Genomic DNA, 26,658 nt, shown 5'->3' with positions numbered 1-26,658 from the left:
TTCTGGACTTGTCGGACTCTATTTTATGACTACTGGTACCCTCACGAATCTTCTGCTGGTGGAAGACGAACCCAAAGTGGCCACGTTTATCAAAAAAGGGCTGCAAACGCAGGCGTATGCGGTGGAAGTGGCGTTAACGGGGGAAGATGGAAAACAACTTTTCGACGCCAACAGCTACGACCTGATTATTCTGGACGTTAACCTGCCCGACATCAGCGGCCTCGACCTGGCCGAACACATCCGCCGGCAGAACCGCCGGGTGCCGATTCTGATGTTAACGGCCCTGGATACCACGGCCGACAAGCTGCTGGGCTTTGAAGCCGGTGCCGACGATTACCTGGCCAAACCCTTTGATTTTCTGGAATTGCTGGCCCGGATCAAGGCCCTGCTCCGGCGAGCCGGAACGGAAGATTCCGACCGGATTTTGCGGGTCGCCGATCTCGAACTCAATCTGGACGAGCGCGTGGCCCGTCGTCAGGGACAGACCATTGAGCTGACCGCCCGCGAATATGCGCTGCTGGAATACCTGATGCGCAACGCCGGGCGGGTGGTGTCGCGGGTGGACATTGCCGAGCAGGTCTGGGACATCGGGTTTGACACCGGAACGAACGTGATTGATGTGTATGTGAGCTACCTTCGTGCCAAAATTGACAAAGATTATCCCGTCAAACTGATTCACACTCTGATTGGAATGGGGTATGTGCTGAAAGAAAAATGAGCCTGCGCAACCGACTGACTCTGCTATCGACCGCGATTGTGTCGGTTTTACTGGCGCTTTTCTGCCTGCTGCTCTACCTGGTGGCCGAACAATACCGGGGGTATGAGTTCCGGACCCGGCTGCGGGCTGAAGCCTTGATGGCCGGGCATTTGCTGGTGGGTCCGGAGCGCATCGGTCCGACGCTCTACAAGTTGATTGACAAAAATCAACTGACGGTTTTGCCGCAGGAAGAGATTATCATTTACAACGCCCAAAATGACCTGATCTACGAAAGCGGCACGGATTTCCTGACCATTACGCCCGCGATTTTAGACCGGGTCCGGCTGCTGAAAACCGTTCACTGGCGAAAAAACAGCCGGGAAGTGGTGGGCGTACTGTTTACCGAGCCGACCGATCCGTACGTCATTTTTGCCTCGGCCGTGGACACCTATGGCGTGCGCACGATCCGGAATCTGGCGCAACTGCTGGGCATTAGCTGGCTTTTGATGACAGCTCTTGTGCTCATCGCCAGCCGGTTTTTTGTGGGCCGGATGCTGCGCCCGATCAACCGGATCAACCAGCGGATCGACGAAATTACGGCTTCCAACCTGTCGTTGCGACTGCCCGAAGCCGAAAGCGCCGACGAGCTGACGCAACTGGCGCAGCGGTTTAACCGGATGCTGAATCGGCTGGAAGACGCCTTCCGGTTGCAGCGTTCGTTTGTTTCGCACGCTTCGCACGAACTGCGCACCCCACTCACCGCCATTACGGGTCAGCTGGAAGTGTCGCTGCTGGCCGACGACGAGCCCGATGAACTGCGGGCTACCCTCCGCTCCGTTCTCGATGATGTGCGCGGTCTGAACCGCATGGCGAACGGCCTGCTGGCCCTGGCGAGTGCCAGCATGGACTCGTCCGCCGTACCGATGGGACCCGTCCAGCTCGATCAGTTGCTGGAACAGGTTCGGCTGGAAATCCAGCGCCTACAACCGACGTATACCGTTCACCTGCAAATCGACCCGGCCGGTGCCGGTGACTGGCAACTGACGGGGAGTGAGCCGCTGCTGCGGACGGCTTTTTTCAATTTGCTGGACAATGGCGGCAAATTTTCGCCCGATCATTCGGTGACGCTGCACCTGGCGATGTCCGGAAAAACCGTGGAGCTAAGCGTCCACAATACCGGTTCGGTCATTCCGGACGATCAGCTGTCGGCCATTTTTGTGCCGTTTCAGCGGGGACGCAACGCCAGCGGATTGCCGGGGTACGGCATCGGTCTCCCCCTCACCGAACGCATCATTCGTCTGCACCAGGGCAACATCCAGGTCGAGTCGTCGGCTGAGACCGGCACCATTTTTCGCGTCACGTTTCCCCGCTCCTAGCCGAAAAACCAGGCTGATTTTTAATTTTAACCTTATTTCACCCTATTTCTAACCCCGTTCTAATGCGGTTCTAACACGAGCCTAACCCCGGCTGCCGACCTTTGTACCATCAACCAGCCATTGATCCAAGAGGACCTGGATGCCGCCCGGTTGATTCATAAAAAGACAGAACAGCCATGAAAACATACATTTTTGCCATTACTCTTAGTGGACTTTCCATTCTGGCCGCTTCGGCCCAGGACAAAAACCGGAACGATGGAACGTATTCAACGCATAATTACAAGCACCCTAACAAAGCCGCCGTGGCCAAACAGTGGGCCAATCAGAAAGGCGCGGGCGTTAGTGCCCCCGGTCTCGATAACCGGACGGTTGCCAATTACAAACAGCCGGTACCGAGTACCCCGCCCGCTGACGGTTATGTTGTCCCACACAAACCGCAGGAGAACCTGGCGGGACGGAATTATAAAATGCAGCGCGTTCAGGTGACGGAAGCGCCTGGCCCGCAAGATGAAATTGCTACCCATCCACGCCCTGTCCTGCCGGTAGAAAACGACTGATAACCCGGCCCTTTTCTTTTTAATTCATCCTTTCCATCCACTCGTTTAACCAAAACAAACAGGGGGCCCGCAAGAGCCCCCTGTTTGTTTTGATCCGAATCTAAAACCGCTTATAGCTCCCGAACCCAGATGTTCCGGAAACTGATCGGTTCGCTGGGGTCGCCGTGGGCCTGAAGTTTGATGGGCGCCGATTCGTATTTTTTGTATTGCGGATGACCGATGTAAGTCGTCTCCCCTTTCAACTCGTAGTTGTTCTGAATGACGGCACCGTTGTGAATCACCGTTACGTGCGCCGGTTTTTGCACCGAACCATCGGCACTGAAGGTCGGCGCATTCCAGATGATGTCGTACACCTGCCATTCACCCGGTTTTTTGCTGGCGTTGGCCAACGGAATGGCCTGCTTGTAAATACTGCCCGCCTGTCCGTTCGAGTAGGTTTTGTTTTCGTACGAATCCAGCACCTGCAATTCATACCCGGCATCGCCCCCGCCCGTTGACGCCAGGAAAATACCGCTATTGCCGCGGCTCTGGCCCGTCAGCGTAATTTTTTCGGGAATCTTCCACTCGATGTGAAGCTGGTAATTTTTGAACGATTGCTTGGTTTCGATGTTGCCAACGGCTTTGTTGACGGTCATCACGCCTTTTTCAACTTTCCACTGGGCGGGCGATTTGTCTTTGACCGACACCCACTGATCGAGGTTTTTGCCATCGAACAGAATGACGGCATCGGAAGGCGCATCAACGGTCGTTTTGCCGGGCGTGACCACTTTCGGAACCGGGTCCCAGACTTCGGTTTCTTCCGGTTTCATCCGGGGGCGCTGCGCCGTTGCGGTGCCTGCCGAACCAGCCTGTTTGGTGAACGTTCCGGTTACTTCATTGCCGTTGTAGTTGATCGACAAATACAGCTTTTCACCTTCAACCCGGCCTTTGACCGGCAGCGTATTGTTCCTTAATTCGGTAGTGAACGAAAAATCGTTGCCGCTTACTTTGCCGTCTTTGATCGGGAGTCCGCCGTTGGCATTGCTAATGGTTCCGGTCAGCTTATCGCCCTCGGTTTTCAGGTCCAGCGTCAGTTCGTGCTGATCGGCAACTTTTCCGGTCCACTTGCCGTCGATCGGGCCGGCCAGCGCCACCGTAATCGTGAGAAAGGCGAAAAGAAGCGACGTAAATACGGTTTTCTTCATGGGGGTTGATTGAGTTTTGTTTTTCAAGGGGATACGGTTTTAAAAATCTTTGAACTGCTCATACATCTCCTTTAGTTTGGGATCGCGTTCACTCAGCCGGATGTCTTTCCGCATGGATTTTACGCCCTCAATATCCTGCAGCAAACCGAGCACTTGGTAGGCCCCAAATCGCACAAAATACGCCGGGCTGGTGCGGGCCATGACTTCCAGCATCGGAATGGCCTGCCGCTGCGTATCGGCCCCGGAACGGATCAGGTATTTGCCAAACACCTGCAAAAAGTTGTACAAATCCTGCGACTTCATGGTGTTCATTTTGTTGATGAACCACGCATACCGGCTGGTATCAGTCGTATTGGCGTAAAAATTCGCCACCGCCGTTACAATATCGCCGTTCGGCACATTCTCGAACCGGGACGCGACTTCACTGGCATCACCCGGTTTTGACAGCAGATACGAATCCAGCGCCGACGAAACCACGGCGTACGAAGTGTCGTTCAGGGCTTCCCGAAACAGCGGATCGTTGACGTTATCGGCGTACGAAGCCAGCGTATTGATGCCTTCCTGCCGCACCAGCGACTTTGCATCGTTGCGGGCCTTGCTCTGCACAATCCGCTCCACCTCCGCAAATTCGTAGCCGTCGTATTCGGCAAAATTGCCCACGGCCACCTGGCGGATTTTCCAGAATGTATCGTTCATGGCGTCCATCATCATGTGCCGAACCGTCGAATCGATCAGATTGCTTTTGTCCTCCAAGCGCGTAATCGATTCGTATTTATCCCGGTAATTGTCCGCGTGGTAAAACTGGAACACGAGTTCCGGTTTGTTTTTCTCCTGCTCAATGGTCCCCACTATCCGGTGGTCGGCGTCGAAAATGATCAGATCCGGGCGTTGCTCCACCGGAAAATTGAGCGTCTGTTTGGCTTTGTCGATCACCACTTCGTGGGTTTTCTTCTGGCCTTTCACCCAAATATCGACCTTCACCGGCAGGCGGTAAATCGGCGTGCGGGTCGAGTCCTGCTGCTGCAAAACCGTCAGTTGCACCCCGCCCGGCCGGTATTCCTTTTCCACCTTGACGACGGCATGACCCGGTTTTAGAAACCACTGGTTAAAAAACCAGTTCAGGTCCTGGCCGGTCACGTCTTCAAACGCTTCGCGCAAATCGCTCAGCTCGGCGGTTTTCAACCGGTGCCGCTTCAGGTACACCGTCAGGGATTCAAAAAAAGCCTCGTCGCCCACCACCCGGCGCAGCAGGTGCAACACCCGGCCGCCCTTGGCGTAGGAATGGCTGTCGAACATCTGTTCCCGGTCGGTGTAATGGTAGCGAATGAGCGGTTCCTGCTTGGTTTCCGATTCGGCCAGATACTGGTTCAGATCGTCCAGCCCGTGCATATCGGCCGAATAAACCCCTTCCTTGTGTTCGCGCCAGAGGTATTCGGCGTAGGTGGCAAAGGCTTCGTTGAGGGGCAGGTTGGCCCAGGATTCCGCCGTGACCAGATTGCCAAACCAGTGGTGCGCCAGCTCGTGCGAAATCACGTCGTCGGAATTGCCGTCCACCAGCTGCCGCCCGTCCATCTGCACGGTTTCGCCGTGAACGGTGGCCGTGGTGTTTTCCATCGCGCCGGTCACAAAATCGCGGACGGCAATCTGGCTGTATTTTTCCCAGACGTACGGCACGCCAAATTTCTTCTCAAAAAATTCAACCATTTCGGGTGTCCGGCCGAAAATGGCGCGGGCCGAGTTTTCGTACGCCGGTTCCACAAAATAGCTCACTTCGAGCGCCCCCCGCTCGGGTGTGGCCGCCAGCGAGTCTTTCACGTAGGCAAATTCGCCCACGGCCACCATGGCCAGATACGGCGCGTGCGGAATGGTCTGCCGCCAGTAGTCGGTGCGTGAACTGTCCGGATTCAGCGTGGACGAAACCAGTTTTCCGTTGGAGAGCGTCCGGTATCGGTTTTCGACGGTCAGGTAAATTTCCTGCGTCATTTTCTCGTTCGGCGTGTCGATGGTCGGAAACCAGCACGAATTGGCTTCGGTCTCGCCCTGCGTCCAGATTTGCCGGGGCTTGCTGGGCTCCGCGCCGTCGTGGTTGACAAAATACAGCCCCTTATCTTCCGAAATGGCCACACTACCGCCCTGCGGTCGTTCGTTCGGCTTGGCGGTGTAGGCAATCTGAATGTCGAAGGTATCGGCCCGCGTGTAGGTTCGGGGCAGCAGAATGTGAATCTTCTGCCGGTCGTTGTACGTATAATTCAGGGTATCAAAAACCGTCTCCCCGGTTTTCAGCGTATCGAGCAGGAACACGCCCTTGATCTCAAAGCCTTTGGCGTCGATATCCAGCGTATTCTGGGGGTAAAAATGCGGTTTAAATCGCAACTGAGCCTTCCCGTGAACCCACTGCCGAACCCAGTCGAAGGTCAGGTCTAGTCGCGTATGCACCAGATCGTGGGGCAGCGTGCGGCTCGGGTTATACGGACCGTTGGTGCCCTGGAGTGCGTTTTTTTTCTCGGCATCGACCGACCGGGCGGCCTGTCCCAGCGCCCCGATGCTGTTGATGAAAAGAAGAAGGAGTATAACGCTGTTTTGGAAAATCTTAAGCATACTGATGATTCTACTTTGCCTTGTTCAAAACGATGCAATTCGTTTTTTAGTCCATACTAGTCCATTTCGCTACTGCACACTGTCAACGGCTTTCGAAACGGCGGCTGCTTTTTTGGCCGGGAACCAGGACACGATGATGGTTACGGCAATGACAATGAGCGTTGTACTGATCAAATCGTTGGCTTGCAATTTCACCGGATAGGCGTCAATGAGTGAACTTTCGATGCCCATCGACACCAACCCGAACCGCTGTTGCAACAGACAGAGCGCGATGCCCAGCACCAGACCCACCACGGCGCCGGTAAAGGCCACTATCGAGCCTTCAAACAGAAAAATCCGCCGAACCAGCGAAGGCGAGGCCCCCATGGCGTACAGAATGGATACATCGTCTTTCTTCTCAATGGCCAGCATCGACAACGAAAAAAAGATGTTGACCGACGCCACCAGTACCAGAAACGCCAGCGTGACGGTCACAAAGAGTTTTTCGATCCGGATGGCCCGAAACAAATCCGGGTTCAGGTCGTCCCGGTCTTTGATCACCACCGTGGCGCCCAATTGCTGTTGCAGTGTTTTCTTCAGCGCAGCGATTTTCACCCCCGGTTTAACCTGCAACTCCAGCGAAGATAACTGATTTTGCCGATAGCCAACCAACTCACGCACAACGCTTACCGGCGCCAGAACGTAATCGTTGAAATTATCTTCGATGAAAAACACGCCCGAAACCGCAAAGTCCGCTTTGTTGAAGGCATCGGCGGATAATACCGAATAGCTTTTGCGGTTTTGCGGGTACCAGAGTTCCAGGGGTGTCAGGAGGTCTTCGGGTGAAATCAGCAGGGCATTCCGCACCCCTTCGGCCACCAGGGCGTAATCGATGCCGTCTTCCTGCAAGCGGAGTTTGCCCTCCACCAGCGCCGTATCGAGTTGCCGCCGTTGCAGGTACGAATTGTCGATTCCTTTGAGTTTGACCACGGTTTGTCCGTCGCGGTAGCGGGCCAGCGCGTTGTCTTCGATCACCTGCGTAATGAGGTTCACCTCCCCGGTTTTCTGGATCTGCTGCAACAGAGCGGGCGAAACCGTCAGGCGTTTGCCCTGCGCCGGCGCAATGGTCAGGTCGGCTTCGAAAGTCTTGAAAATCATGCGGTTCAGCTCCTCCATGCCGTTGAACACGGACAGCACCACCACCAGCGCCATCGTGCCAACCCCCACCCCCAGCATCGACACGATGGAGATCAGGTTGATGAAACTACGCTTGCGTTTCGAGAAAAAATACCGCCGGGCAATCCAAAGGGGCAGGTTCATGGGTGGGCGCAGACGTTATTTCTCATCCTCTTCTTCTTCCTCTTCCTCCTCGGGCGCGGGTGGAATGTCGAGGTTGGCAAACAGCGCATCCATCTTGGCCGCATATTCGGCGGTATCATCGAGGAAGAAATGCAGTTCGGGAATGATCCGGAGCTGGTGACGCACCCGGTCGCCCAGTTGCTGGCGAATGGATTTTCCTTTTTCCTTGATCAGTTCCAGCAGCAATTCCTTATTCGGTGTGACCAGAAAGCTCAAATACACCCGCGCAATGCTCAGATCGGGCGAAACCCGGACGTTGGTTACGGTAATGAAGGCATTGTTAAACAGGTGCCGACTGTCACGCTGAAAGATTTCACTCAGGTCTTTCTGCAACAACCGCGCTACTTTCTGCTGTCGTTTCGATTCCATTTTTATAAAAGTAATGAACAAATAGCAAGGCTTAATGAACAACAAAAATTAATCTGTCGTCAATAATCAGCCTTTGTTGTTCATTAATCAGTGTTAATTGTTCATTGGCGTACTCCTGCAAATATCCGCCTTTTATTCGACTTCTTTCACCTTAAAGCGTTAATTTCGTCGTTCCAATCCCGGACCCATACGGTAAAACCAAGAATCAATTGTTAAGTTTTTTTCGGGTTAACGCTACGCTCCAGATTGTCGGATTGCTGTTTTTGCTGATCCTGATCCGCTTGCCGTTTCTGCTGTCGCCACCGCCCCTGCTCATTCCGGAACTGAACTGGATGCTGGTCGGTGAGCAAATGCACAATGGCAACCTGCTGTACCGGGATATCTGGGACAGCCTTAGTCCGCTGTCGGCCCTGGTCTACTGGCTGATTGACCTCACGTTCGGGCGATCCCACCTGGTCTACCACGTCATGGGCACGGTGGTGGCGGCTTTTCAGGTTTTCTATTTCAACTGGATGCTGAATGTACGCGATATTTATCCCGACCGCAACTGGATTCCCGGCCTGATCTACGCCCTGTTCCTGAATATGTCGTTCGATTGCAGCACGCTCTCACCGGTTTTGCTTTCCACTACCTTTCTGCTGCTGGCCTTTGGGACCCTGGTGAAACAGATGGACCGGCGCGGAGCCACCGACGAAGTCTTTGAAATTGGCTTTTACATCAGTCTGGCGTCCCTGGTTTACCTGCCGTCGGCGCTGTTCATCATCTGGGCGCTCATGGCGCTGCTGCTCTTCACGGGCGCCAGTTTCCGGCAACATTCGCTGTTGCTGTTTGGCTTTGCGTTTCCGATTTTGCTGACGGTTTTGTATTACTACCTGGCCGACAGTCTGGCGGATTTTAACCGCAACCTCCTCGCATCGGTTTTCCGGGTGCGGCAATACGACCTGACGGATTTCCAGACCCTGCTGGCATCGCTGTTTTTGCCGTTTGCAATGGGAACGCTGGGCTTGCTGACCCTGTTTCGGCAAACGACCCGCTACGTCAATTTTCAGCAGCGCTGCCAGCAGATCATGATGATCTGGGTCCTGACGGCGCTGATTTCGGTGGGCCTGATGCCGTTTCTGGCCCCCATGCTGTTCATCAGTTTTGTGCCGGCGCTGGCGTTTTTCGCGTCTTACTATTTTCAGACCATCCGCCGGGAATGGATGGCCGAACTGATTTTTACGGGCGTTTTTGTTTTTACCCTGCTGATTCTCTACCAGGGCGCGCTGCCCATCGTCTCCAACTGGGAACTCGGAAGGCTGAGTGCGTTGCAGGTCAAAACCTCCCCCATCGACCGGCACATCCGGGATCAGAAAATCCTGGTCATTGGCGAAGACCTCAGCGCCTACCGGTACAATCAGGTGGCCACCCCGTATCTGAACTGGGATCTGGCCAAATACGACCTGCGAAACCTGGACAATTACGAAAGCGTCATCAGCGTGTATGACCATTTCCGGAAAGACCCGCCCAGCTACATCATTGACAAAGAGGGAGTGATCAAAAAGCTTTTCCAGCGCGCGCCTTCACTGGCCGCTTCCTACGAAAAAACCGGTCTGGAAGGCATCTACCGGCTGAAGCAGGGAACTGCCCTCAACAACTGATCTTGCCGACCCGCGTCTGGTGCCGGCCGCCCTCAAAATCCGTCGTCAAAAACCGCTTGACACATTCCAGGGCTTCTTCCGCCGAAATATACCGTTCGGGCAGGCAGAGAACGTTGGCATTGTTGTGTTGCCGGGCCAGTTCGGCCAGTTCGGGTAGCCAGCACAAAGCCGCCCGGATGCCCTGGTGTTTGTTGGCCGTAATCGCTACGCCGTTGCCGCTGCCACAAACCAGAATGCCCCAGTCGAACTGCTGCGTTTCGACCGCCAGTGCCACCGGATGGGCAAAATCCGGATAGTCGGCCGAGGTTTCGGTGTACGTTCCAAAGTCTTTCGTCGGATAGCCTTCTTTTTCCAGCCAGGCCACAATTTCCTGTTTATACGCAAAGCCGGCATGATCGGCACCAACGGCGATTGAGGGTTTCATGGGTTTTTCGGTAACAATTGAAACTAAATCTGCGATTATACGTTATTATGTTCCGGTTTGGGCGAAACTGCCCGGAAAAACCGGCACCGATTCAGAATTTTGAACGTTCGCTGTTTGAAATTCTAGACAAAGTAAACAATCAATCAAGCAGCATCAACGCAATTCGTGCTGGAAATTTTATCAAACAAACCCGGTGTTTCTGCCTGATCGGTTTGTTCCGTAAAAGTAACCCACCATCACCGAGTCTGGCGATTGAAAAAGGGAATGGGTGAAACCGCCGGTTTCAGCCGACGAAAAACCGGATTCCCGGCCGCCCGAACGTTAAGTCGATACACAACATGGACGCAGAAAAAACAGTACAGCGATCTGAAACACAGAATGTTTCCCAAATAAAAAGAGATCTCCCCAAACGGGACGAATTGCTGCTCACCCCGGACGAACAACGCATCAAGGAAGCTTTTCAGGACCGCAACTGGAACGAGATAAAAATTGCCGACTCCTGGGTCATCTTCAAAGTCATGGCCGAGTTTGTCGAAGGTTTTGACAAACTGGCTAAAATTGGCCCCTGCGTATCGATCTTCGGATCGGCGCGGACCAAGCCCGACAACCCGTATTACCAGATGGCCGAGGAAATTGCGGCCAAACTCGTCAAGCACGGCTACGGCGTCATCACCGGCGGTGGTCCGGGCATCATGGAAGCCGGTAATAAAGGCGCTTTCGAGCAGGGCGGCAAATCCGTGGGGCTCAACATTCACCTCCCGTTTGAACAGGAAAGCAACATTTACATCGACCCGGATAAGAACATCAATTTCGATTTCTTTTTTGTCCGGAAAGTCATGTTTGTCAAATATGCGCAGGGCTTTATTGCGCTGCCGGGCGGGTTCGGTACGCTCGACGAACTGTTTGAATCCCTGACGCTGATCCAAACCAAGAAAATTGCGCGTTTTCCGATCGTGCTGGTGGGCAAAACGTTCTGGCAGGGCCTCGTTGGCTGGCTTGAAGAGGTCATGCTGGGGCAGGAAAACAACATCAGTCCCGGTGACATGAAGCTGATTTCGCTGGTCGATACGCCCGACGAAGCCGTGAAAGCCATCGACGATTTTTACATGAAGTATCTATTGAAACCGAATTTTTAATTGGTTCAAAACCTGCAAGGTCTCAAAAGACCTTGCAGGTTTGGGAGGTCTAAAAACGGTAAAACCTTCAAAATTCCAGATACGGTTTTAGCTTTTCAATGGTTCGGGCATCCAGAATCCGGATGTTTCGGAGCGATTCGGGCGACGCAAACGGCCCGTGCTGGGTGCGGTAATTGACAATCACCTCGGCCTGCCGCTTCGACAGATAAACGTGCCGGTCCAGTTCTTCCACCGTCGCGGTGTTGACCGCTATTTTTTTGACCGGCGTTTGCAGCCGTCCGTATTGGGTCAATTCACTGAGTGCCAGCGAATCCAGCCCGAAGATTTCGGCGTATTGCTCCGTGGAGTGAAAACCGCCCAGTGCATCCCGGAATTTCACAATCCGGCCCGCCAGTTTGGAGCCAATCCCGCGTAATGATTTTAATTCCGTCGTGTCAGCGGCATTGAGGTCGAACGGTTGCAAAACCGGTTTTCGGAACCGTTCGCGGGAATAAGCTGGCCGTTCGGCCGTCGGCGGTTTTTCCCGAAACGCCCCACGACCGGCCAACGGCTCCCGGTTTTTGGTACCAAACCGCTCAGCGTTTGGGTCGGCCCGAAGCCGAATATACGGTTCGAGTTCGGCGTAGAGTTCCGGGGAGAAATCGTAGATTTTCAGCAGGTCTTCTTTTTTGCGAAACTGTCCGCCTTTGGAGCGGTAGCGGATGATGCGTTCGGCCAGCCAGCGGGGAACGCCCAGTCGCTGCCAGCTTCCGGCGTCGATGGCATTGGGGTCAAACGCAAACCGTTCGACGGCTTTGGGCTCAACCGCGGGTTCGTAGCGACCCGACGGACTCCCGCGCTGATCGTCGGTTTCGTTGCGGCCCGTTTCCAGCAGGGCAACCAGGCTATCGAGCTGGCGCTGGTCGGTTTGCGTGGTATCCGGAACCGAATCGGGCACCCACAGGCGGTACAGCAACGGGAGCAGCAACAAAAAACCGGTGAGCGTCAGCAGCGCTAACAGCCCCCGGGCTTCCTGTTGGGATACACCGAAATAATCACGGAGCACGGCTACTACCTTTTTCATGGTCAGGCTGAAAGTCAAATCATCGGCTAGGGGTGCCCTGCACGTTCGGCACCTGTTGATTAGACGGTTTTTGGCCCGGAAGGTAACGATCCGGTTTGAAAAGGAAAGCCAAGTTTGTGTCCGACAATGCGTAGAGTTAGCGGACGATTGACCCGAACTGACGCAAACAAATTACCGGGCGGCTGGTTTTCTTCCAAGAATACCAATGCCCCGCCCTCACGATTTGACGTTTAAAACCACTATGGCATTTATCGACTATTACAAAGCGCTCGGTATCAGCAAAGATGCTTCGGTTGACGACATTAAAAAAGCGTATCGCAAACTGGCCCGGAAATACCATCCGGACCTGAACCCCAACGACCAGGAAGCCAACGCCAAATTTCAGCAGATCAACGAAGCGAATGAAGTGTTGAGCGATCCGGAAAAACGCAAAAAATACGACCAGTACGGCGAAAACTGGAAACACGCCGACCAGTTTGAGCAGGCCCGGCAATCCGGCCAGTACAGCCATTCGGGCGGGGCGGATTTCGGGAGCGGCTCGTTTTCGGGCAGCGATTTCTCCGATTTCTTTGAATCCTTTTTCGGCGAACCGGCCCGGGGGCGCGGTGGTCGGCAGACGCAATTCCGGGGGCAGGATTACACCGCCGAGCTGCGCGTCAGCCTGCGGGAAGCCTACCAGACCCACCAGCACACGCTGACGGTCAACGGCAAAAACATTCGCATTACGGTTCCGGCCGGGATCACCAACGGCCAGGTCATCAAGCTCAAAGGCCAGGGCGCCCCGGGGGTCAACGACGGCCCCAACGGCGATTTGTTCATTACGTTTGTGATTGCCGACGACCCGGTTTTTAAACGGCTGAACGATGACCTGTACCTGACCGTCGACCTTGATCTGTACACGGCGGTTTTAGGGGGCGAAATCACCATCGACACCCTCAGCGGCAAAGTAAAGCTGAAGGTAAGCCCCGAAACGCAGAACGGCACGAAGGTGCGGCTGAAAGGCAAAGGTTTTCCGGTGTATAAAAAGGAAGGGGAGGCTGGCGACCTGTATGTGACGTATTCGGTTAAAATTCCGACCGGATTGACGGACCAACAAAAGGAGTTATTCAAGGAATTGTCTCACTTGTAAATGCTTGTGATATGCTGCCCCAAGATGTTATTCTTGTTGACGATTACTGCCTGAAATACAACATCGAACACACGTTTGTTTCGTCCCTGGAGGAATACGGTTTGATTGAACTGGTGGTGGTGGAAGAGCAGAAATGCATTCCGTTTCACCAGTTGCAGTCCGTCGAAAAATTCAGCAATCTCTATTATGAACTGAACATCAACATCGACGGTCTGGACGCGATCCACCACCTGCTGGACCGCATTGAAGCGATGAAAGCGGAAATCCGACGCCTGAAAAACGAACTGGCTACCTTCCAGTAAACCGCTCCACCGCAAAAAGCGCCCCGATGCTGGTACCGGAATTGATTCACTTTTTGTCGGCACTATTTGACAGCCCGGCGTATCCACCCGACGAGCAGGGCGGTTTTTATTTTCGCCCCGATCAGCATCTGCCCAACGCGCCGGTTCAGCGCCTGGGACTGGCACTCGAACCCGGACCGGACCTGCCGGACTGGATCAGTAAAAACCGGATCGGCACGCTCTGGCTGCACCGTCCCTGGCAACTCGACCCGGCGGTTTTACCGACCCACATCCCGGTTTTATTCCACCACCTGCCCTTTGACGAACACCTGACCATTGGTTATAACCGGTTGCTGGCGAATACGTTGTCCATGCCGTGGACGGCGACCGAAATGCTGGGCACCAAGCAGGCACCCGGTTTTCCGGCCCGGCCCATCGGCATGATCGGCACCGTTCCAGAACGTGATTTTGCGAGCTGGTGCGCCCAGTTTTCGAAGCTTTTTGGTGGATATGAAGACGCCCGCCCGGGCACTCAGGACGTTCCGGGACGGATGGCCGTGGTCGGGGCCATGAACAACGAACTCATCCGGGAAGCCGCCTGCCGGGGCGCGGGCCTGTACGTCACGGGCCAATACCGGAAAGGCGCACAAAAAGCCGTGGACGAGACCGGCATGGCCGTGATGGCCGTCGGCCACCGGCGAAGCGAGGAATGGGGTTTGCGAATGTTGGCGGAAGTATTACGAAAAGAGAATTTGGATGTAGTCGTAAAACCGTATTAGCCAAGCCTTAGCCTTTCAAGGGATCACTTCCACCCACGATCGGGCAAAAAGATAAAATTTTTATCAGCGACTGGTCTAAATCCGTATTTTTGCGGCATCATGGAAGAAGCAAAACCAACGCAGGCTCCGGCCACCTCGCTGCAAGACATTATTTCCCACGCTAAAGAATACGGTTTCGTGTTCCCGTCCAGTGAAATTTACGACGGGTTACAGGCCGTTTACGACTACGGTCAGAACGGTGTGGAGCTGAAAAATAACCTCAAAACGGTCTGGTGGAAAGCCATGACCCAGGTGCACGAAAACGTGGTGGGCATCGATGCTTCCATCTTTATGCACCCGCTGACCTGGAAGGCGTCGGGCCACGTTGATTCGTTCAACGACCCGATGATCGACAACAAAGACTCCAAAAAACGCTACCGCGCCGACCAGTTGCTCGAACTGAAGGCCGAAGAATACGCGGCCAACGGGCAAGCCGAAAAAGGCCACGAACTGCTGCTCGAAATGGGCCGTCTGCTGGGCGACAACGACCTCAACGGCGTCCGCGAACTGATCATCAGCGAAGGCATCGTGGACCCGGTTTCCAAAACCGCCAACTGGACCGAGGTGCGGCAGTTTAACCTGATGTTCTCGACGCAGGTGGGCTCCGTGGCCGAAGACGCCAGCCTGATTTACCTGCGTCCCGAAACCGCACAGGGCATTTTTGTCAATTTCCTGAACGTGCAGAAAACCGGCCGGATGAAGATTCCGTTCGGGATTGCGCAGATCGGCAAGGCGTTCCGGAACGAAATCGTAGCCCGGCAGTTTACGTTCCGGATGCGGGAATTTGAACAGATGGAAATGCAGTTTTTCGTGCGGCCCGGCACCGAAATGGCGTGGTACGAAAAATGGCGGGACACCAGGCTGAACTTTCACAAAGCCGTGGGACTGCCCGCCGAAAAGCTGAAATTCCACATTCACGAAAAGCTGGCCCACTACGCCAATGCGGCCGTGGATATTGAATACCAGTTTCCGTTTGGTTTCCGCGAGATCGAGGGCATTCACTCCCGCACGGATTTTGACCTGAAAAGCCACCAGGAACTGAGCCGCAAAAAGCAGCAGTATTTCGACAACGACCTCGACGAAAACGGAAAACCTTACGGCAACTACATCCCGTACGTGGTTGAAACGTCCGTGGGTGCCGACCGGCTGTTTCTGGCAGTTTTCTGCAACGCCTACACCGAAGAAGTCGTGGGCGAAGGTGAAAACCAGAAAACCCGCACGTACCTGAAACTGCACCCGGCGCTGGCTCCGGTGAAAGCCGCCATCTTCCCGCTCGTCCGGAAAGACGGTTTGCCCGAAAAAGCGCAGGAAATCGTAAAGCAACTTCGCAGCGAATTCCGGGTGATTTACGAAGAGCGCGACGCCATTGGCAAACGCTACACCCGCCAGGATCTGATCGGAACGCCCTTCTGTATCGCCGTCGATTATCAGACACTGGAGGACGATACCGTCACGATCCGGTACCGCGACACTACCGAGCAGGTCCGCGTTCCGATCAGCGAACTGAAATCCCGCATTGGGCAGGAAGTTTCCGTTGAGCGGATTCTGGAGAATTTGTAAGCCTGCCGACGCAGAAAGTCCGTGTTTCCGGAAATTAGGTAACGTGAACATTTGATCGCTTAACCTGTTCCTCAAGACACGGACTTTTCCGTTTGTAAGCCATGAAAATCAGAATTGCGACAACCGTTCAGCAGGAGTATCGACGGGTCTGGGCCGGTTTTGATCGAACGTTGCTCGAAAAACTGAGTCCGCCATTTCCGCCCGTAAAGATCGTTCGGTTCGACGGCAGCCGGAAAGGCGACCTTGTTCATCTGCGACTCAACTTGCTGCTGTTCAGCCAGGACTGGATCAGCCGGATCATCGACCAGGAAGAAACCGGGTCCGAAATTTACTTTATCGACCAGGGCGTTAAACTTCCCTTTTTCCTCACCTACTGGCGGCATAAACACCGGATTATCCGACACGGCGACCATACCCGCATTGCCGACGAAATCAGTTTCCGAACGCCCACGATCCTAACGGACTTCCTGATTTATCCGATTATGTACGGGCTTTTTGCCTACCGAAAACCCATCTATAAGCAGCTTTTCGCCTAAAATTAACCCTGACCGGTTGCCACCGTCGGGATGCCGTTCGGTCAGGTTTAAACACGCTTCCGGTTTTTATTTCACCCCTTTAATCAGCCACGATGCCTGCATGGCCGTCGCGCGGAGCAGGTACAGCCCGGTCACCTGTTGCTGAACAATCCGGCTTTGCCGGTGCCGCTGGCCGGAACGGTTTCTTGTCAGACCGTCCTGAAATAGCCCGTTTTCGGTTTCTCCATGCAAACGATATGTGAAATTAGTAGACAACTTAGTGAATAGTCCTCCGGCCGGTCCCGCGATTTTGTCCGGTTATTTATCGCAGTGATTTCACAATCGGGCGAATCTGGCTCATTTTGTCCTGATTCGGATTTTTCTTCTATTTTTGTTTCGGTTCGACCCGTCGCTGCCCCATTACTCTTTATCCTTCATCTGAATGAAACTAAACATCACGACGAAAATTGTTATCGGCTTTACGCTGGGTGTCATCATTGGTCAGATTCTGCACAGTACGTCGGACCCGGAAACTGCCGCTTCAATTGGGAATAAATTTCAACTCATCAGCAAGGTCTTTCTGAAACTGATTAAAATGATTGTCGGGCCGCTGGTGTTCTCAACCCTGGTGGTCGGAATTGCCAAGCTGGGCGATTTTAAAGTCGTTGGAAGGATCGGCATCAAAACGCTGGGTTACTTTTATTTTGCCACCATTCTGTCGCTGGTGGTTGGTCTGGTGGTGGTGAACGTCACCCGACCCGGCACCATCCAGAGCTGGCCCCGACCCGCATCGGGCACCAGTGTGGGCATTGAGGGCAAGAAGCTGAACAGCGTGGAAGAATTTATCCTCCATATCTTTCCCGACAGCGCCTTCCGGGCCCTGGCCGAAAATGAAATCCTGCAAATTGTGGTCTTCTCGCTTTTTTTTGGCATTGCGCTCGGCGCCATCGGCGAAAAAGGCAAAGGCTTGATGAAAGCCCTCGATGCGCTGAGTGAACTGGTGTTCAAGATGGTGGGCTACGTCATGCAGCTGGCTCCGTATGCGGTTTTGGGGGCCATGACGGCCGTCGTTGCCGCCAAAGGGCTCGAAATTCTGGTTTCCTACGCTTACCTGCTGGTTTGTTTCTACGGCGGTTTGCTGTTTTTTGTCTTTGTCATTCTGGCCGGAATCTGCGCGTTTATGCGCATCCCATTTTTCAAACTGCTGGCCCAGATGAAAGAATCGCTGCTGCTGTCGTTCAGCACGGCCAGCTCGGAAGCCTCTCTGCCGCAACAGATTAAGGCCCTCGAAGATTTCGGAATTTCCCCACGGATCATCGGGTTTGTGCTGCCCCTGGGCTATTCGTTCAACCTCGATGGGTCGATGATGTACATGACCTTTGCCACCGGTTTTCTGGCGCAGGCCTACGGCGTTTCGCTCACGCTTCAGCAACAGCTCATCATGCTGCTAACCCTGATGATTACTTCCAAAGGCATCGCGGGCGTCCCCCGGGCCTCGCTGGTGGTCATTGCCGGAACGATGGCGATGTTCGATCTGCCGCCGGAAGGACTAGCCCTGATTCTGGGCGTTGATCCCTTTCTGGACATGGGTCGTTCGGCCACGAGCGTGGCCGGAAATGCCGTCGCAACCTGCGTGATTTCCAAGTGGGAAGGTGATTTGGTCAAGCCCGCTGACTCCGTTTCGATGCCGGATTGACCGCTTACACAAAAGGCGGACGATCGGCGTTATAAATTAAGGTAGCCAGTGGATTTGTTCGCTAACATTCTGTAGGTTAGGTTTGATTTTAACCCTTTCAACGCTTAACCTTCATTATGCAACCCGTGTTCAACACCCCTTCTACGCAGGTCAAAGCCGATCCGGCGCAACGCTTTTTAGCAGCCCTGATCGATGGCCTGATTACGTATATTCCTTTTTTTCTCTTAACGGTCATCAGTTACCGGTTGGCTTTTCTGGGGTGGATCCTCATGCTCGGCTACCAATTGACCAAAGATGCGCTGCCGGAAATGGGCGGTTATCTGGGCGGGCAAAGCATCGGCAAAAAACTCATGAAAATTAAAGTCATTCGGGAAGATACCGGCCAAAGTTTGCTGGGCGATTATGGAACGGCCATTGTCCGGCAGGTGTCGCTGATGATCCCGTTTTTCGGAATCGTCGATGCCTTTATGGTCCTCACCGACGAACGAAAGCGGTTTGGCGATAAATGGGCCAAAACCGTTGTTATCAAGGCCTGATGCTGAAAAGCGAAACGGGCTGCGGTCATCTGGCCGCAGCCCGTTTCGCTTTTTAGTGAGGAATGAATACGTTACCATGAACGGGCGGGCGCTCACTTTGATATTCATTGTTTATTATTCATGGTTACTTGTTAACTGTTCCTTAATTTGCCCCGGCAAACCTGTTCCCCGGCCATTTGTCCCAAAACCGGATGGCGCCGGACGGACGGTTTTATCTTCGTATCCACGATTGATTCTGCCAATTGGCTTTTAACCTATCTATGAACATTCTCGAAACCCACCGTATTGTCAAGCAGTACGCGCAGCACCGGGCTTTAGACGACGTGAGTATCACTATTCCGCGCGGCCAGATTTTTGGTCTGCTGGGACCCAACGGCGCGGGCAAAACTTCCCTCATCCGTATAATCAACCAGATTACCGGTCCCGATGGGGGTCAGGTGCTTTTCGACGGAAAACCGCTGGGCCAGGAGCACATCAGCCGCATCGGGTACCTGCCCGAAGAACGCGGTCTTTACAAAAAAATGAAGGTGGGCGAACAACTGCTGTACCTAGCTCAGCTAAAAGGACTTAGCGAACGGCAGGCGATGGAAAAGCTGAAAGAATGGTTCATTAAGTTCGATATTAAAACGTGGTGGAACAAACACATTGAGGACCTGTCGAAAGGAATGCAGCAGAAAATTCAGTTTGTCGCCACCGTGCTGCACGAACCGGATCTGATCATTCTGGATGAACCGTTTTCCGGTTTCGACCCGATCAACGCCAACCTCATCAAAGACGAAATTCTGGAATTGCGCCAGAAAGGCAGCACCATCATTTTTTCGACCCACCGCATGGAATCGGTTGAGGAACTCTGCGACCACATTGCGCTCATCAACCGCTCCAAAAAAGTACTCGACGGCCCCAAGAAAGCGATCAAGGAGCAGTTCAAAACCCATACCTACCACGTTGAATACCAGGGTGTTCTGAATGACCTGAATCCCTCCTACACGGTTTTGGATAAAAAACCGCTGGAAGATGGTTTCCAGCGCGCCAACATCCGGATTCCGCGCGACGCCCCCGTTAACGACCTGATTCGCGACCTGATCGACCACGTCTCCGTGCGCTCGTTCGGGGAAAACATTCCGTCCATGAACGACATTTTCATCAAAGCCGTCGGCGAAGTCCCAACTACTTAACTAATTGTGAATGAGTGATTGAGCAATTGAGTGGACGGCTAACGCAGCCATTAAAAGCGTTTTCTTTGATCTAATCACTCAATCGCCCATTCCTCCTTCACTCATTAAACCATGAGAACAATTTTCCTTATCCTCAAACGCGAATACCTGGTCCGGGTCAAGAAGAAGTCCTTCCTCATCATGACCTTCGTGACGCCCCTGCTGGTTTCCTGCCTCTGGCTTGTCCCGGTTTTTTTCGCCATGCGCGACATCGACCAGAAGAAAGTCGAGGTGATCGACGAAAGCGGAAAGTTTGACAAAACCTTTAAAGACACGAAGGAGCTGGTTTTCAAACCGGTGAAAACGCCGGTCGAAACCGCCAAAAAAGACTTTGCCAAAAGCGGTTACGATGTGCTGGTGCACATTCCGAACGACATTCTGGAGAATCCGAAAGGGCTCAAAATCTACGCCGAGAAGAACGTCAGTCTGGAAGTAAAAAAAGGCGTTGAGAACGCCGTAGAGCGCGAAATCGAGAACATCCGCCTGATGGAAGCCGGTATTGACCGGAAAGTACTCGAAAGCACGAAAGCCGATGTGTCGTCGGACACCTACAGTTTGAGCGAGGAAGGTGAGAAAGACAGCAGTTCGGGCGCGGCCACGGGCATCGGTTATTTCTGCGCGTTTGTAATTTACATTGCCATTTTTATCTACGGCGTACAGGTGATGCGGGGCGTCATGGAAGAAAAGATGAACCGCATCGTCGAAGTGATCATTTCGTCGGTAAAACCGTTCCAGCTGATGGCGGGCAAAATTACCGGTGTCGCACTCGTGGGGCTGACCCAGTTCCTGCTCTGGATTCTGCTCACGTTTGGTATTTCGTCGATTGTATCCAGCGTCATTGGCGAAAGCATCGGGCCGCAAAAACGCGTTGAAATGATGGCGCCGGACCCTACTCAAGCGCAGGCCCCGGCCACCGAAAAACCGAAAACGGAACAAAAAAGCAATCCGATGGGATCGGTCTTGAAAGCCATCAGCACCCTGGACATTCCGCTGATTATCGGCTGCTTCCTGATTTACTTCATCGGTGGCTACCTGATTTACAGCGCCTTGTTTGCCGCCGTCGGCTCGGCGGTCGATAGCGATACGGACGTGCAGCAGTTCATGTTCCCGATCACGATTCCGCTGGTACTGTCGTTTATCATGGCGCAGTTCGTCATTCGCGAGCCCGATGGGGCGGTGGCGTTCTGGATGTCGATGATTCCGTTTACCTCACCCATCATCATGATGGTCCGGATTCCGTTCGGCGTCCCGTTCTGGGAAATTGCGCTCTCGGTGGTTTTGCTCATCGGCGGTTTTCTGGGCACCGCCTGGCTGGCGGCCCGCATCTACCGCGTCGGCATTCTGATGTACGGCAAGAAACCGTCGTACAAAGAACTGGCGAAATGGGTGTTTTACAAGGTTTAATGATGAGTTATGAATGATGAACGATGAATTCACTGCGCTGCGTTAGCCATTCATCGTTCATCATTCATAACGCATCATTCTAGTTCAAACGCCAGCAGCACGTTGCCGGGCATTTCGCCGAACATGCCGTAACCGGAATTGACAAATAGCATTCCGTCGGCAACCACCGGCGCGGGGCCGTCGATGGAACCGCCTTTACCGGGCGTGCCGTTGACCGTCTGAAAATCGCGGACCGTGTTGAAATCCCAGACAATGGTTCCGTTGGCAGCGTCGTAAGCGCGAATGTGGCCGTCGAGGGTGCCGCCAAACACCAGCCCGGGCACAACCGTTGGTGCCGCCGAGTTGGCCGCAACGCAGGCTTTGTTTTCGCCACACGAGGGTGTTGGTGTGGTCCAGACTACTTTCCCGTCTTTCAGATCCAGGGCAACCAAACCAGGTGCGGCTTTGCGCGTCGAATCGCGCTGGTCGATCGCCCAGATGTTGTCGGCATTGGCCGCGTACACGTACTGGCCATCCGTTGCCATGCCCCAGTGAATGCCCCCCAGCATCCCGCCTTTGCCAATGCGGTTTTGCCAGAGCACCTTGCCGTTGTCCGGGTTCAGGGCGTGCACCATTCCGGATTTCTGGCCCACCACCAGCCGTTCCGTGCCGCGGGCATCCTTCACCAGAATGGGCGCCATGCCGAAATCAAAATCCGGGCCTACTTTATCGGGGCAATTCGGATTACCCGGGCAAGCCAGGTTCCAGGTATCGGCATCCGTCGCCTGAAACGACCAGACCAGTTTGCCGGTTTTCATATCCACCGCCTGGATGGCATCGCTGGTGGCCGAGGGCGGATTGGTGTAATTCTCGCCCGTTCCGATGTACACCAGCCCCCGTTTCGTATCCAGCGTCGGACTGCACCAGACCGGCGCCCCCGACGGCCCGTAAAACGGCTGCCCGGATTTCTTTTTTCCGGTTTCCCGGGCTTCGTCCGGAATGACGCGGTGCCGCCAGAGCACCTGGCCCGATCCGGTATCCAGCGCCACCAGCTCGCCCGAGGACGTGCAGCATTTGTAGTTCGGGTCCAGGGCCATCGCCACTTCAATGGAGCTGATGGGCACAAAAACCCGGTTTTGATACACCGCCACCGAACCCGTGTTCGACGCCTGCGGATGATCGCCAGCCCGTTGTTTCCAGATCAGTTTTCCGGTTTGCATATCCACCGCGTACACGTTCGTGATGTTATCCGCGAAAAAAGCCCGGATGCCCCGTTGATCCTGAATCACACTGATAGCGCCCCGAATTGGCCCGTCCGCGTGGAATTGCCAGCCGATTTTTCCCGATTTTCGGTGTAGGGCCACCACTTCGCCAAACTGACTTCCGACGATCAGCCAATCCCCAACCAGGGCCGGTTTACTGCGCATCTGGGTCGCTTCCGGAAAGGCAAAGGCCCATTTTAATTTGAGTGAGCCCACATTCCGGGGCGTAATAGCCGTTTGCTTATCCGACCGAAAACCGGTGCCGGCCAGATCGCCCCCCCAACCCGAATGCTGCACCAGGCCGGTTTTTCGGACCGGCAGCGCAAAGGCCGTAAAGGCTTCTTTAGGCATGGCGCTTTCTTTCAACACTTTCCCGGTCAGAAACTGGGCGACGGCTTTTCGCTGTTCGTCCGATAACTGGCTGGCCTGGATGCGCATCTTGCCGGTTTCCAGGGCGCTCAAAATGGCCCGGGGCGTCATGATGCCCAGCGCCACCTGACTGGGCGCTTTCACGGCCGCACCTTCTTTGTGGCAAACGTTGCAGGTCGAAGCGTACACCTGGCTTCCGAGTTGAAGCGTCAGCGAGTCGGGGGCCTGCGCAGTGGCGTTTCCTACACCGATACCCAGCAAGGTGGCCAGGAAAAAAACCGGTTTTAACCAAAAATGCGCAGTGAGATGGTCGTGGGTCGTCATGGTTATTCTTTTAATCTTCGCGTTCAAATTCTTCGATTTCTTTTAAAAAAGTGTTCGCTGCGGTGATTTTTCCCCAACCCGATCCGTTCAGCACGTATCTTACCCAAAATGGTTTTATTTCGCGCTTGTTAAGCTGATAAAACAGGAGATAAATGACCGGGATTAACAGGACGCCGGTTGCAACACTCCACAGCCAGAATTGCGGATTGGCATTCGCAAAAAAATCGTAGTTAAACCAGATTTCCGCGCCCAGTACGGTAAAAAGCGGAGACAAAGGAATCGGAAGATAAGACAACTTTACGTACTGTAACAACAGGATTCGTAATTTCTCCAGTTTTTTCTGCAAGGGAGCGATGGCTCCGGAATAATCAAAATTAATCTGAACGATAATACCGATCTGCCGGACCGAATAAATGGCCGTCAGTACGACAAAAAACAGCAGCGTTAAAGCCAGAATGGTGAATGGCGCTTTCCCAGTTCCAACCAGACTAAAATGGATGAGAAAATATCCCATCACAAACTGAAAAATCAGTTCGACAATTTTAACCCGCAGCAGGCTGCGTAGCCTGGATTTGGCTTTGGTCAGGTTCAGCTCCCGGAACAGGTTTTTGTTCATTATCAGGCTTTTATCCAGTTTACGATCGTAATCATTCCAGAGTACTTTCAATTCATCGAGTTCCATGATTCGTGCGGTTATAATTTTGAAAACTGTGCTTTTAAACGTTGTTTGATGCGGCTGATTTTCGTCGCCACATTGGTCTCGGAAATACCCAGAATATCGGCCATTTCCCGGTAACTTTTGTCATCCAGATAAAGAATCATCAGCGCCCGGTTTAGCTCATCCAGCTGATTGATAAAATGATGCAGCAACGTACTGTTTGATTCGGATTCCGGATCTTCATCGGCGATGTCAATCAGGGAGTCATGAATCGACGAGGTCTGCTTTTTCCGCGTATGCTCACTCCGGTAAAACGAGATGGCTACGTTCAGGGCAATCCGGTAAATCCAGGTCGATAATTTATACTGATTGTTGTACCGGCTCATCGATTGCCACAACTGAATAATGACTTCCTGTACCAGATCTTTTCGGTCCTCAGCGTCTTTGCAATAGGAATTACAAACCTTAAAAATGATTTTTTTATGATCTTCAATCAGCGCAAGAAATCGATCTTTTTCCGGTTGTAAGTTCATGTTTTAAGCATAAAGCAGATGGAGAAACCTTAAAAACGTAAGCGTCCATTTCCCAGCGTTTCCCATCCCGCTATCGTCTCACACTCTATTATTCGCAGAAAAATTTAAAAAATCACAGGAGGGCAAAAAAAAAGTGTCACGACCGCTGGTCATGCCACTTTTTAAAGCCGTTAAAAGCGCGTTTCAGGTATTGAGCCAGATTTTAAACGACTCGGCCCGCTCCCGGCTCACGGACACTTCCTCCTCCGACGGGCGGTGTTTCAGCCAGATGCGCAGCCTCCCGTTGAAGTACGGTTCAATGCGTTCGATGGCCGACAAATGCGTAATGTATTTGCGGTTTATTCGAAAAAAAAGCCGGGGATCCAGCTTGGCCTCCAGTTCGTCCAGGGTTTCATCGACGATGTACTTGCGGTTTTGGTTCGTAATCAGAAAAACCACCTTGTCGTCGGCGTAGAGGTACAGAATGTCCGCCGTCTCAACCACGTCGAACCGGCCGCCCTGCTTGATCAAAAACCGGTTTTTGTAGGCAACCGGCTTAATGCCAAACTCTTCCAGCATTTTCACCAGATTTTCGGACGTTCCGGCGGGTGCATCGGTCTGGCGCTGAGTTCGGAATTTCTGAATGGCTTTCGCCAGTTCTTCCTGTTCGATGGGTTTCAGCAAATAATCGACGCTGTTGACTTTAAAAGCCCGCAGCGCATATTCATCGTAGGCGGTGGTAAATATCACCGGCGTTTTGACCTCCACCTGCTGAAAAATCTCAAAGCTCAGGCCATCCGCCAGTTGAATATCCATCAGAATCAGATCGGGGGCCGCATTGGTTTGCCACCAGCGCACAAACGCCCGAACGGTATCGGTTTTTCCCAGTATCTCGGCCTCGGGAGCCACTTCCCGAATCAAGCCCTCCATTCGTTTGACGGCCAGCGGCTCGTCTTCCACAATTAATATTTTCATTCCCGTATTCAATTTTCAACCGTACGATGGGCCGCCGGTTCCAGTAAAGGTAATTTAACGATAAACTCCCGCTCCGTCTGCCCGATCACCACCGGGCGGTCGGCGGCCAGCTGCACGTAGCGGTTTTGTAAATTTTTCAGTCCGATGCCCGTCGAATCGGTTCGTAACCGGCTTTTGGGCTGGAATGAGTTGGACACCACCAGGCAATCTTTTTCGGTGTAAATCCGGATTGTCAGCGGTTTTTCCAGCGAACATTCGTTGTGTTTGACGACATTTTCGAGCAGCGTCAGCAAACCCTGCGTGACGATCTGGCGGTTTCGGTCGTCCTCCGACAGGTCGACGGTATACCGGAAGCTCTCGCCAAACCGCATCTGGTTAATAAACAGGTAGGATTCGGCCACTTTCAGCTCCGCAGTCAGCTCAATGGTATTCTGTTCGGAATGTTGCAAACTGTAGCGAAACACCTTGGAAAGCCGCTCGACAAACTGCACGGATTTGCCGGTATCTTCCGGAATCAGCGCGCTCAGAATATTGAGGGAATTGAACAGAAAATGCGGATTGACCTGATTTTTCAGCGACTCGAACTCGGCTTTCAAAACCGCCTGCTTCAGGCCTTCTTCCATCAGCAGCAGCGCTTTCCAGCGCTGCACGAACGACTTCAGCGAATAAACCGCCGTGATGCCCGCCGTGATCAGCGCGAACAAGCCCCCAATTGAGCAGTAGTCGACCGGCCGAAAATCGACGTTTCCGAAAAAATCGAGGGCCAGCGTGGCCATAAAACCGGTCATGGCCGCCAGAATTCCGCTGGAAGTCACCGTTAGCGATACCAGTTTTTGCGGAGACAACTGTTCGGCCGAGTGGTTCAGGACGTACGGAATAAACCAGGATAAAGCCATATAAATCAGCAGCCCGCTCCCGATCACCGTGCTGATAATGATCCACTTGATTTCGTAGGGAATGGTGGCTTCGGTCCCCAGCAGGCCGTAAATCAGCAACGCCAGCAAACTCAACAGAACACAAAGTCTTAATTTATTTCTCATCGGT

26 protein-coding genes are annotated in these 26,658 nt (G+C 53.5%); 14 read left to right on the top strand and 12 right to left on the bottom strand.

The window, feature by feature from the left end:
* The first annotated feature begins 25 nt into the window (after nucleotides 1-25).
* The 3 genes from ACYVHX_RS22635 to ACYVHX_RS22625 all read left to right on the top strand — a co-directional run bounded on the left by ACYVHX_RS22635 (nucleotide 26) and on the right by ACYVHX_RS22625 (nucleotide 2,630).
* Nucleotides 26-718 carry a response regulator transcription factor gene (locus ACYVHX_RS22635; protein WP_460673973.1) on the top strand — a complete coding sequence of 231 codons (693 nt, stop codon included), beginning with the start codon at nucleotides 26-28 and terminating at the stop codon, nucleotides 716-718.
* Nucleotides 715-2,073, top strand: a complete 1,359-nt coding sequence (locus ACYVHX_RS22630) for a sensor histidine kinase (RefSeq protein WP_460673972.1) — start codon at nucleotides 715-717, stop codon at nucleotides 2,071-2,073. The genes ACYVHX_RS22635 and ACYVHX_RS22630 overlap by 4 nt, the downstream gene beginning before the upstream one ends.
* Before the next feature lie 176 nt (nucleotides 2,074-2,249).
* Nucleotides 2,250-2,630 carry a hypothetical protein gene (locus ACYVHX_RS22625; RefSeq protein WP_460673971.1) on the top strand — a complete coding sequence of 127 codons (381 nt, stop codon included), beginning with the start codon at nucleotides 2,250-2,252 and terminating at the stop codon, nucleotides 2,628-2,630.
* A 110-nt stretch (nucleotides 2,631-2,740) separates the two neighbouring features.
* Here ACYVHX_RS22625 and ACYVHX_RS22620 read toward each other — a convergent pair whose 3' ends face one another.
* From ACYVHX_RS22620 to rbfA, 4 genes are all read right to left on the bottom strand, one after another.
* Nucleotides 2,741-3,814 (bottom strand): 3-keto-disaccharide hydrolase, encoded by a 1,074-nt coding sequence (locus ACYVHX_RS22620; protein ID WP_460673970.1) that lies wholly within the window; start codon nucleotides 3,812-3,814, stop codon nucleotides 2,741-2,743.
* 39 nt (nucleotides 3,815-3,853) lie between these two features.
* Entirely contained in the window at nucleotides 3,854-6,412 is a 2,559-nt protein-coding gene (locus ACYVHX_RS22615; protein ID WP_460673969.1) for a M1 family aminopeptidase, read from the bottom strand.
* A gap of 69 nt (nucleotides 6,413-6,481) precedes the next feature.
* Complete coding sequence (locus ACYVHX_RS22610) at nucleotides 6,482-7,711, bottom strand: ABC transporter permease (RefSeq protein ID WP_460673968.1); 1,230 nt, start codon at nucleotides 7,709-7,711, stop codon at nucleotides 6,482-6,484.
* 15 nt (nucleotides 7,712-7,726) lie between these two features.
* Entirely contained in the window at nucleotides 7,727-8,119 is a 393-nt protein-coding gene (rbfA, locus tag ACYVHX_RS22605) for a 30S ribosome-binding factor RbfA (protein ID WP_460673967.1), read from the bottom strand.
* A 209-nt stretch (nucleotides 8,120-8,328) separates the two neighbouring features.
* On the opposite strand from rbfA, the gene ACYVHX_RS22600 reads away from it, so the two are divergent.
* The gene (locus ACYVHX_RS22600) at nucleotides 8,329-9,759 is read left to right on the top strand and encodes a hypothetical protein (protein ID WP_460673966.1); all 1,431 of its coding nucleotides are present in this window, start codon (nucleotides 8,329-8,331) and stop codon (nucleotides 9,757-9,759) included.
* Here ACYVHX_RS22600 and rpiB read toward each other — a convergent pair.
* Nucleotides 9,749-10,183: a ribose 5-phosphate isomerase B gene (rpiB, locus tag ACYVHX_RS22595; RefSeq protein ID WP_460673965.1), complete on the bottom strand. Its 435-nt coding sequence runs from the start codon at nucleotides 10,181-10,183 to the stop codon at nucleotides 9,749-9,751. The genes ACYVHX_RS22600 and rpiB overlap by 11 nt on opposite strands.
* 338 nt (nucleotides 10,184-10,521) lie before the next feature.
* On the opposite strand from rpiB, the gene ACYVHX_RS22590 reads away from it, so the two are divergent.
* On the top strand, nucleotides 10,522-11,319 hold the full coding sequence (locus ACYVHX_RS22590; RefSeq protein ID WP_460673964.1) for an LOG family protein: 798 nt from the start codon (nucleotides 10,522-10,524) through the stop codon (nucleotides 11,317-11,319).
* 67 nt (nucleotides 11,320-11,386) lie between these two features.
* Here the strand turns inward: ACYVHX_RS22590 and ACYVHX_RS22585 are convergent, their stop codons facing one another.
* Nucleotides 11,387-12,382 carry a ComEA family DNA-binding protein gene (locus ACYVHX_RS22585; protein WP_460673963.1) on the bottom strand — a complete coding sequence of 332 codons (996 nt, stop codon included), beginning with the start codon at nucleotides 12,380-12,382 and terminating at the stop codon, nucleotides 11,387-11,389.
* Nucleotides 12,383-12,623: 241 nt separating this feature from the next.
* On the opposite strand from ACYVHX_RS22585, the gene ACYVHX_RS22580 reads away from it, so the two are divergent.
* From ACYVHX_RS22580 to ACYVHX_RS22560, 5 genes are all read left to right on the top strand, one after another.
* Nucleotides 12,624-13,511 (top strand): DnaJ C-terminal domain-containing protein, encoded by an 888-nt coding sequence (locus tag ACYVHX_RS22580; protein WP_460673962.1) that lies wholly within the window; start codon nucleotides 12,624-12,626, stop codon nucleotides 13,509-13,511.
* An 11-nt stretch (nucleotides 13,512-13,522) separates the two neighbouring features.
* Entirely contained in the window at nucleotides 13,523-13,813 is a 291-nt protein-coding gene (locus ACYVHX_RS22575; RefSeq protein ID WP_460673961.1) for a chaperone modulator CbpM, read from the top strand.
* 26 nt (nucleotides 13,814-13,839) lie between these two features.
* The gene (locus ACYVHX_RS22570; protein ID WP_460673960.1) at nucleotides 13,840-14,571 is read left to right on the top strand and encodes a Nif3-like dinuclear metal center hexameric protein; all 732 of its coding nucleotides are present in this window, start codon (nucleotides 13,840-13,842) and stop codon (nucleotides 14,569-14,571) included.
* A gap of 99 nt (nucleotides 14,572-14,670) precedes the next feature.
* A complete protein-coding gene (locus tag ACYVHX_RS22565; protein WP_460673959.1) occupies nucleotides 14,671-16,170 on the top strand; it encodes a glycine--tRNA ligase in 1,500 nt (499 codons plus the stop codon).
* A gap of 101 nt (nucleotides 16,171-16,271) precedes the next feature.
* Entirely contained in the window at nucleotides 16,272-16,706 is a 435-nt protein-coding gene (locus tag ACYVHX_RS22560) for an SRPBCC family protein (protein WP_460673958.1), read from the top strand.
* Between the two features lie 66 nt (nucleotides 16,707-16,772).
* Here ACYVHX_RS22560 and ACYVHX_RS22555 read toward each other — a convergent pair whose 3' ends face one another.
* Nucleotides 16,773-16,937 (bottom strand): hypothetical protein, encoded by a 165-nt coding sequence (locus ACYVHX_RS22555; protein WP_460673957.1) that lies wholly within the window; start codon nucleotides 16,935-16,937, stop codon nucleotides 16,773-16,775.
* Between the two features lie 190 nt (nucleotides 16,938-17,127).
* On the opposite strand from ACYVHX_RS22555, the gene ACYVHX_RS22550 reads away from it, so the two are divergent.
* The 4 genes from ACYVHX_RS22550 to ACYVHX_RS22535 all read left to right on the top strand — a co-directional run bounded on the left by ACYVHX_RS22550 (nucleotide 17,128) and on the right by ACYVHX_RS22535 (nucleotide 21,535).
* Nucleotides 17,128-18,381 carry a dicarboxylate/amino acid:cation symporter gene (locus tag ACYVHX_RS22550; protein WP_460673956.1) on the top strand — a complete coding sequence of 418 codons (1,254 nt, stop codon included), beginning with the start codon at nucleotides 17,128-17,130 and terminating at the stop codon, nucleotides 18,379-18,381.
* Between the two features lie 116 nt (nucleotides 18,382-18,497).
* The gene (locus tag ACYVHX_RS22545; protein WP_460673955.1) at nucleotides 18,498-18,917 is read left to right on the top strand and encodes an RDD family protein; all 420 of its coding nucleotides are present in this window, start codon (nucleotides 18,498-18,500) and stop codon (nucleotides 18,915-18,917) included.
* 260 nt (nucleotides 18,918-19,177) lie between these two features.
* Nucleotides 19,178-20,092, top strand: a complete 915-nt coding sequence (locus ACYVHX_RS22540) for an ABC transporter ATP-binding protein (protein ID WP_460673954.1) — start codon at nucleotides 19,178-19,180, stop codon at nucleotides 20,090-20,092.
* 111 nt (nucleotides 20,093-20,203) lie between these two features.
* Nucleotides 20,204-21,535, top strand: a complete 1,332-nt coding sequence (locus ACYVHX_RS22535; protein ID WP_460673953.1) for an ABC transporter permease — start codon at nucleotides 20,204-20,206, stop codon at nucleotides 21,533-21,535.
* A gap of 74 nt (nucleotides 21,536-21,609) precedes the next feature.
* Here ACYVHX_RS22535 and ACYVHX_RS22530 read toward each other — a convergent pair whose 3' ends face one another.
* The 5 genes from ACYVHX_RS22530 to ACYVHX_RS22510 form a co-directional block, all read right to left on the bottom strand.
* Nucleotides 21,610-23,469 (bottom strand): outer membrane protein assembly factor BamB family protein, encoded by a 1,860-nt coding sequence (locus ACYVHX_RS22530; RefSeq protein ID WP_460673952.1) that lies wholly within the window; start codon nucleotides 23,467-23,469, stop codon nucleotides 21,610-21,612.
* A 10-nt stretch (nucleotides 23,470-23,479) separates the two neighbouring features.
* Complete coding sequence (locus ACYVHX_RS22525; protein WP_460673951.1) at nucleotides 23,480-24,151, bottom strand: hypothetical protein; 672 nt, start codon at nucleotides 24,149-24,151, stop codon at nucleotides 23,480-23,482.
* An 11-nt stretch (nucleotides 24,152-24,162) separates the two neighbouring features.
* Nucleotides 24,163-24,660, bottom strand: coding sequence for an RNA polymerase sigma factor (locus tag ACYVHX_RS22520; protein ID WP_460673950.1), 498 nt, complete (start codon nucleotides 24,658-24,660; stop codon nucleotides 24,163-24,165).
* Between the two features lie 183 nt (nucleotides 24,661-24,843).
* Nucleotides 24,844-25,614: a LytR/AlgR family response regulator transcription factor gene (locus ACYVHX_RS22515; protein ID WP_460673949.1), complete on the bottom strand. Its 771-nt coding sequence runs from the start codon at nucleotides 25,612-25,614 to the stop codon at nucleotides 24,844-24,846.
* 8 nt (nucleotides 25,615-25,622) lie between these two features.
* A complete protein-coding gene (locus ACYVHX_RS22510) occupies nucleotides 25,623-26,654 on the bottom strand; it encodes a sensor histidine kinase (RefSeq protein ID WP_460673948.1) in 1,032 nt (343 codons plus the stop codon).
* Between the last annotated feature and the right edge of the window lie 4 nt (nucleotides 26,655-26,658).

Source organism: Larkinella ripae (assembly GCF_054780775.1).
This window is presented reverse-complemented; position numbering and strand designations above follow the sequence as displayed.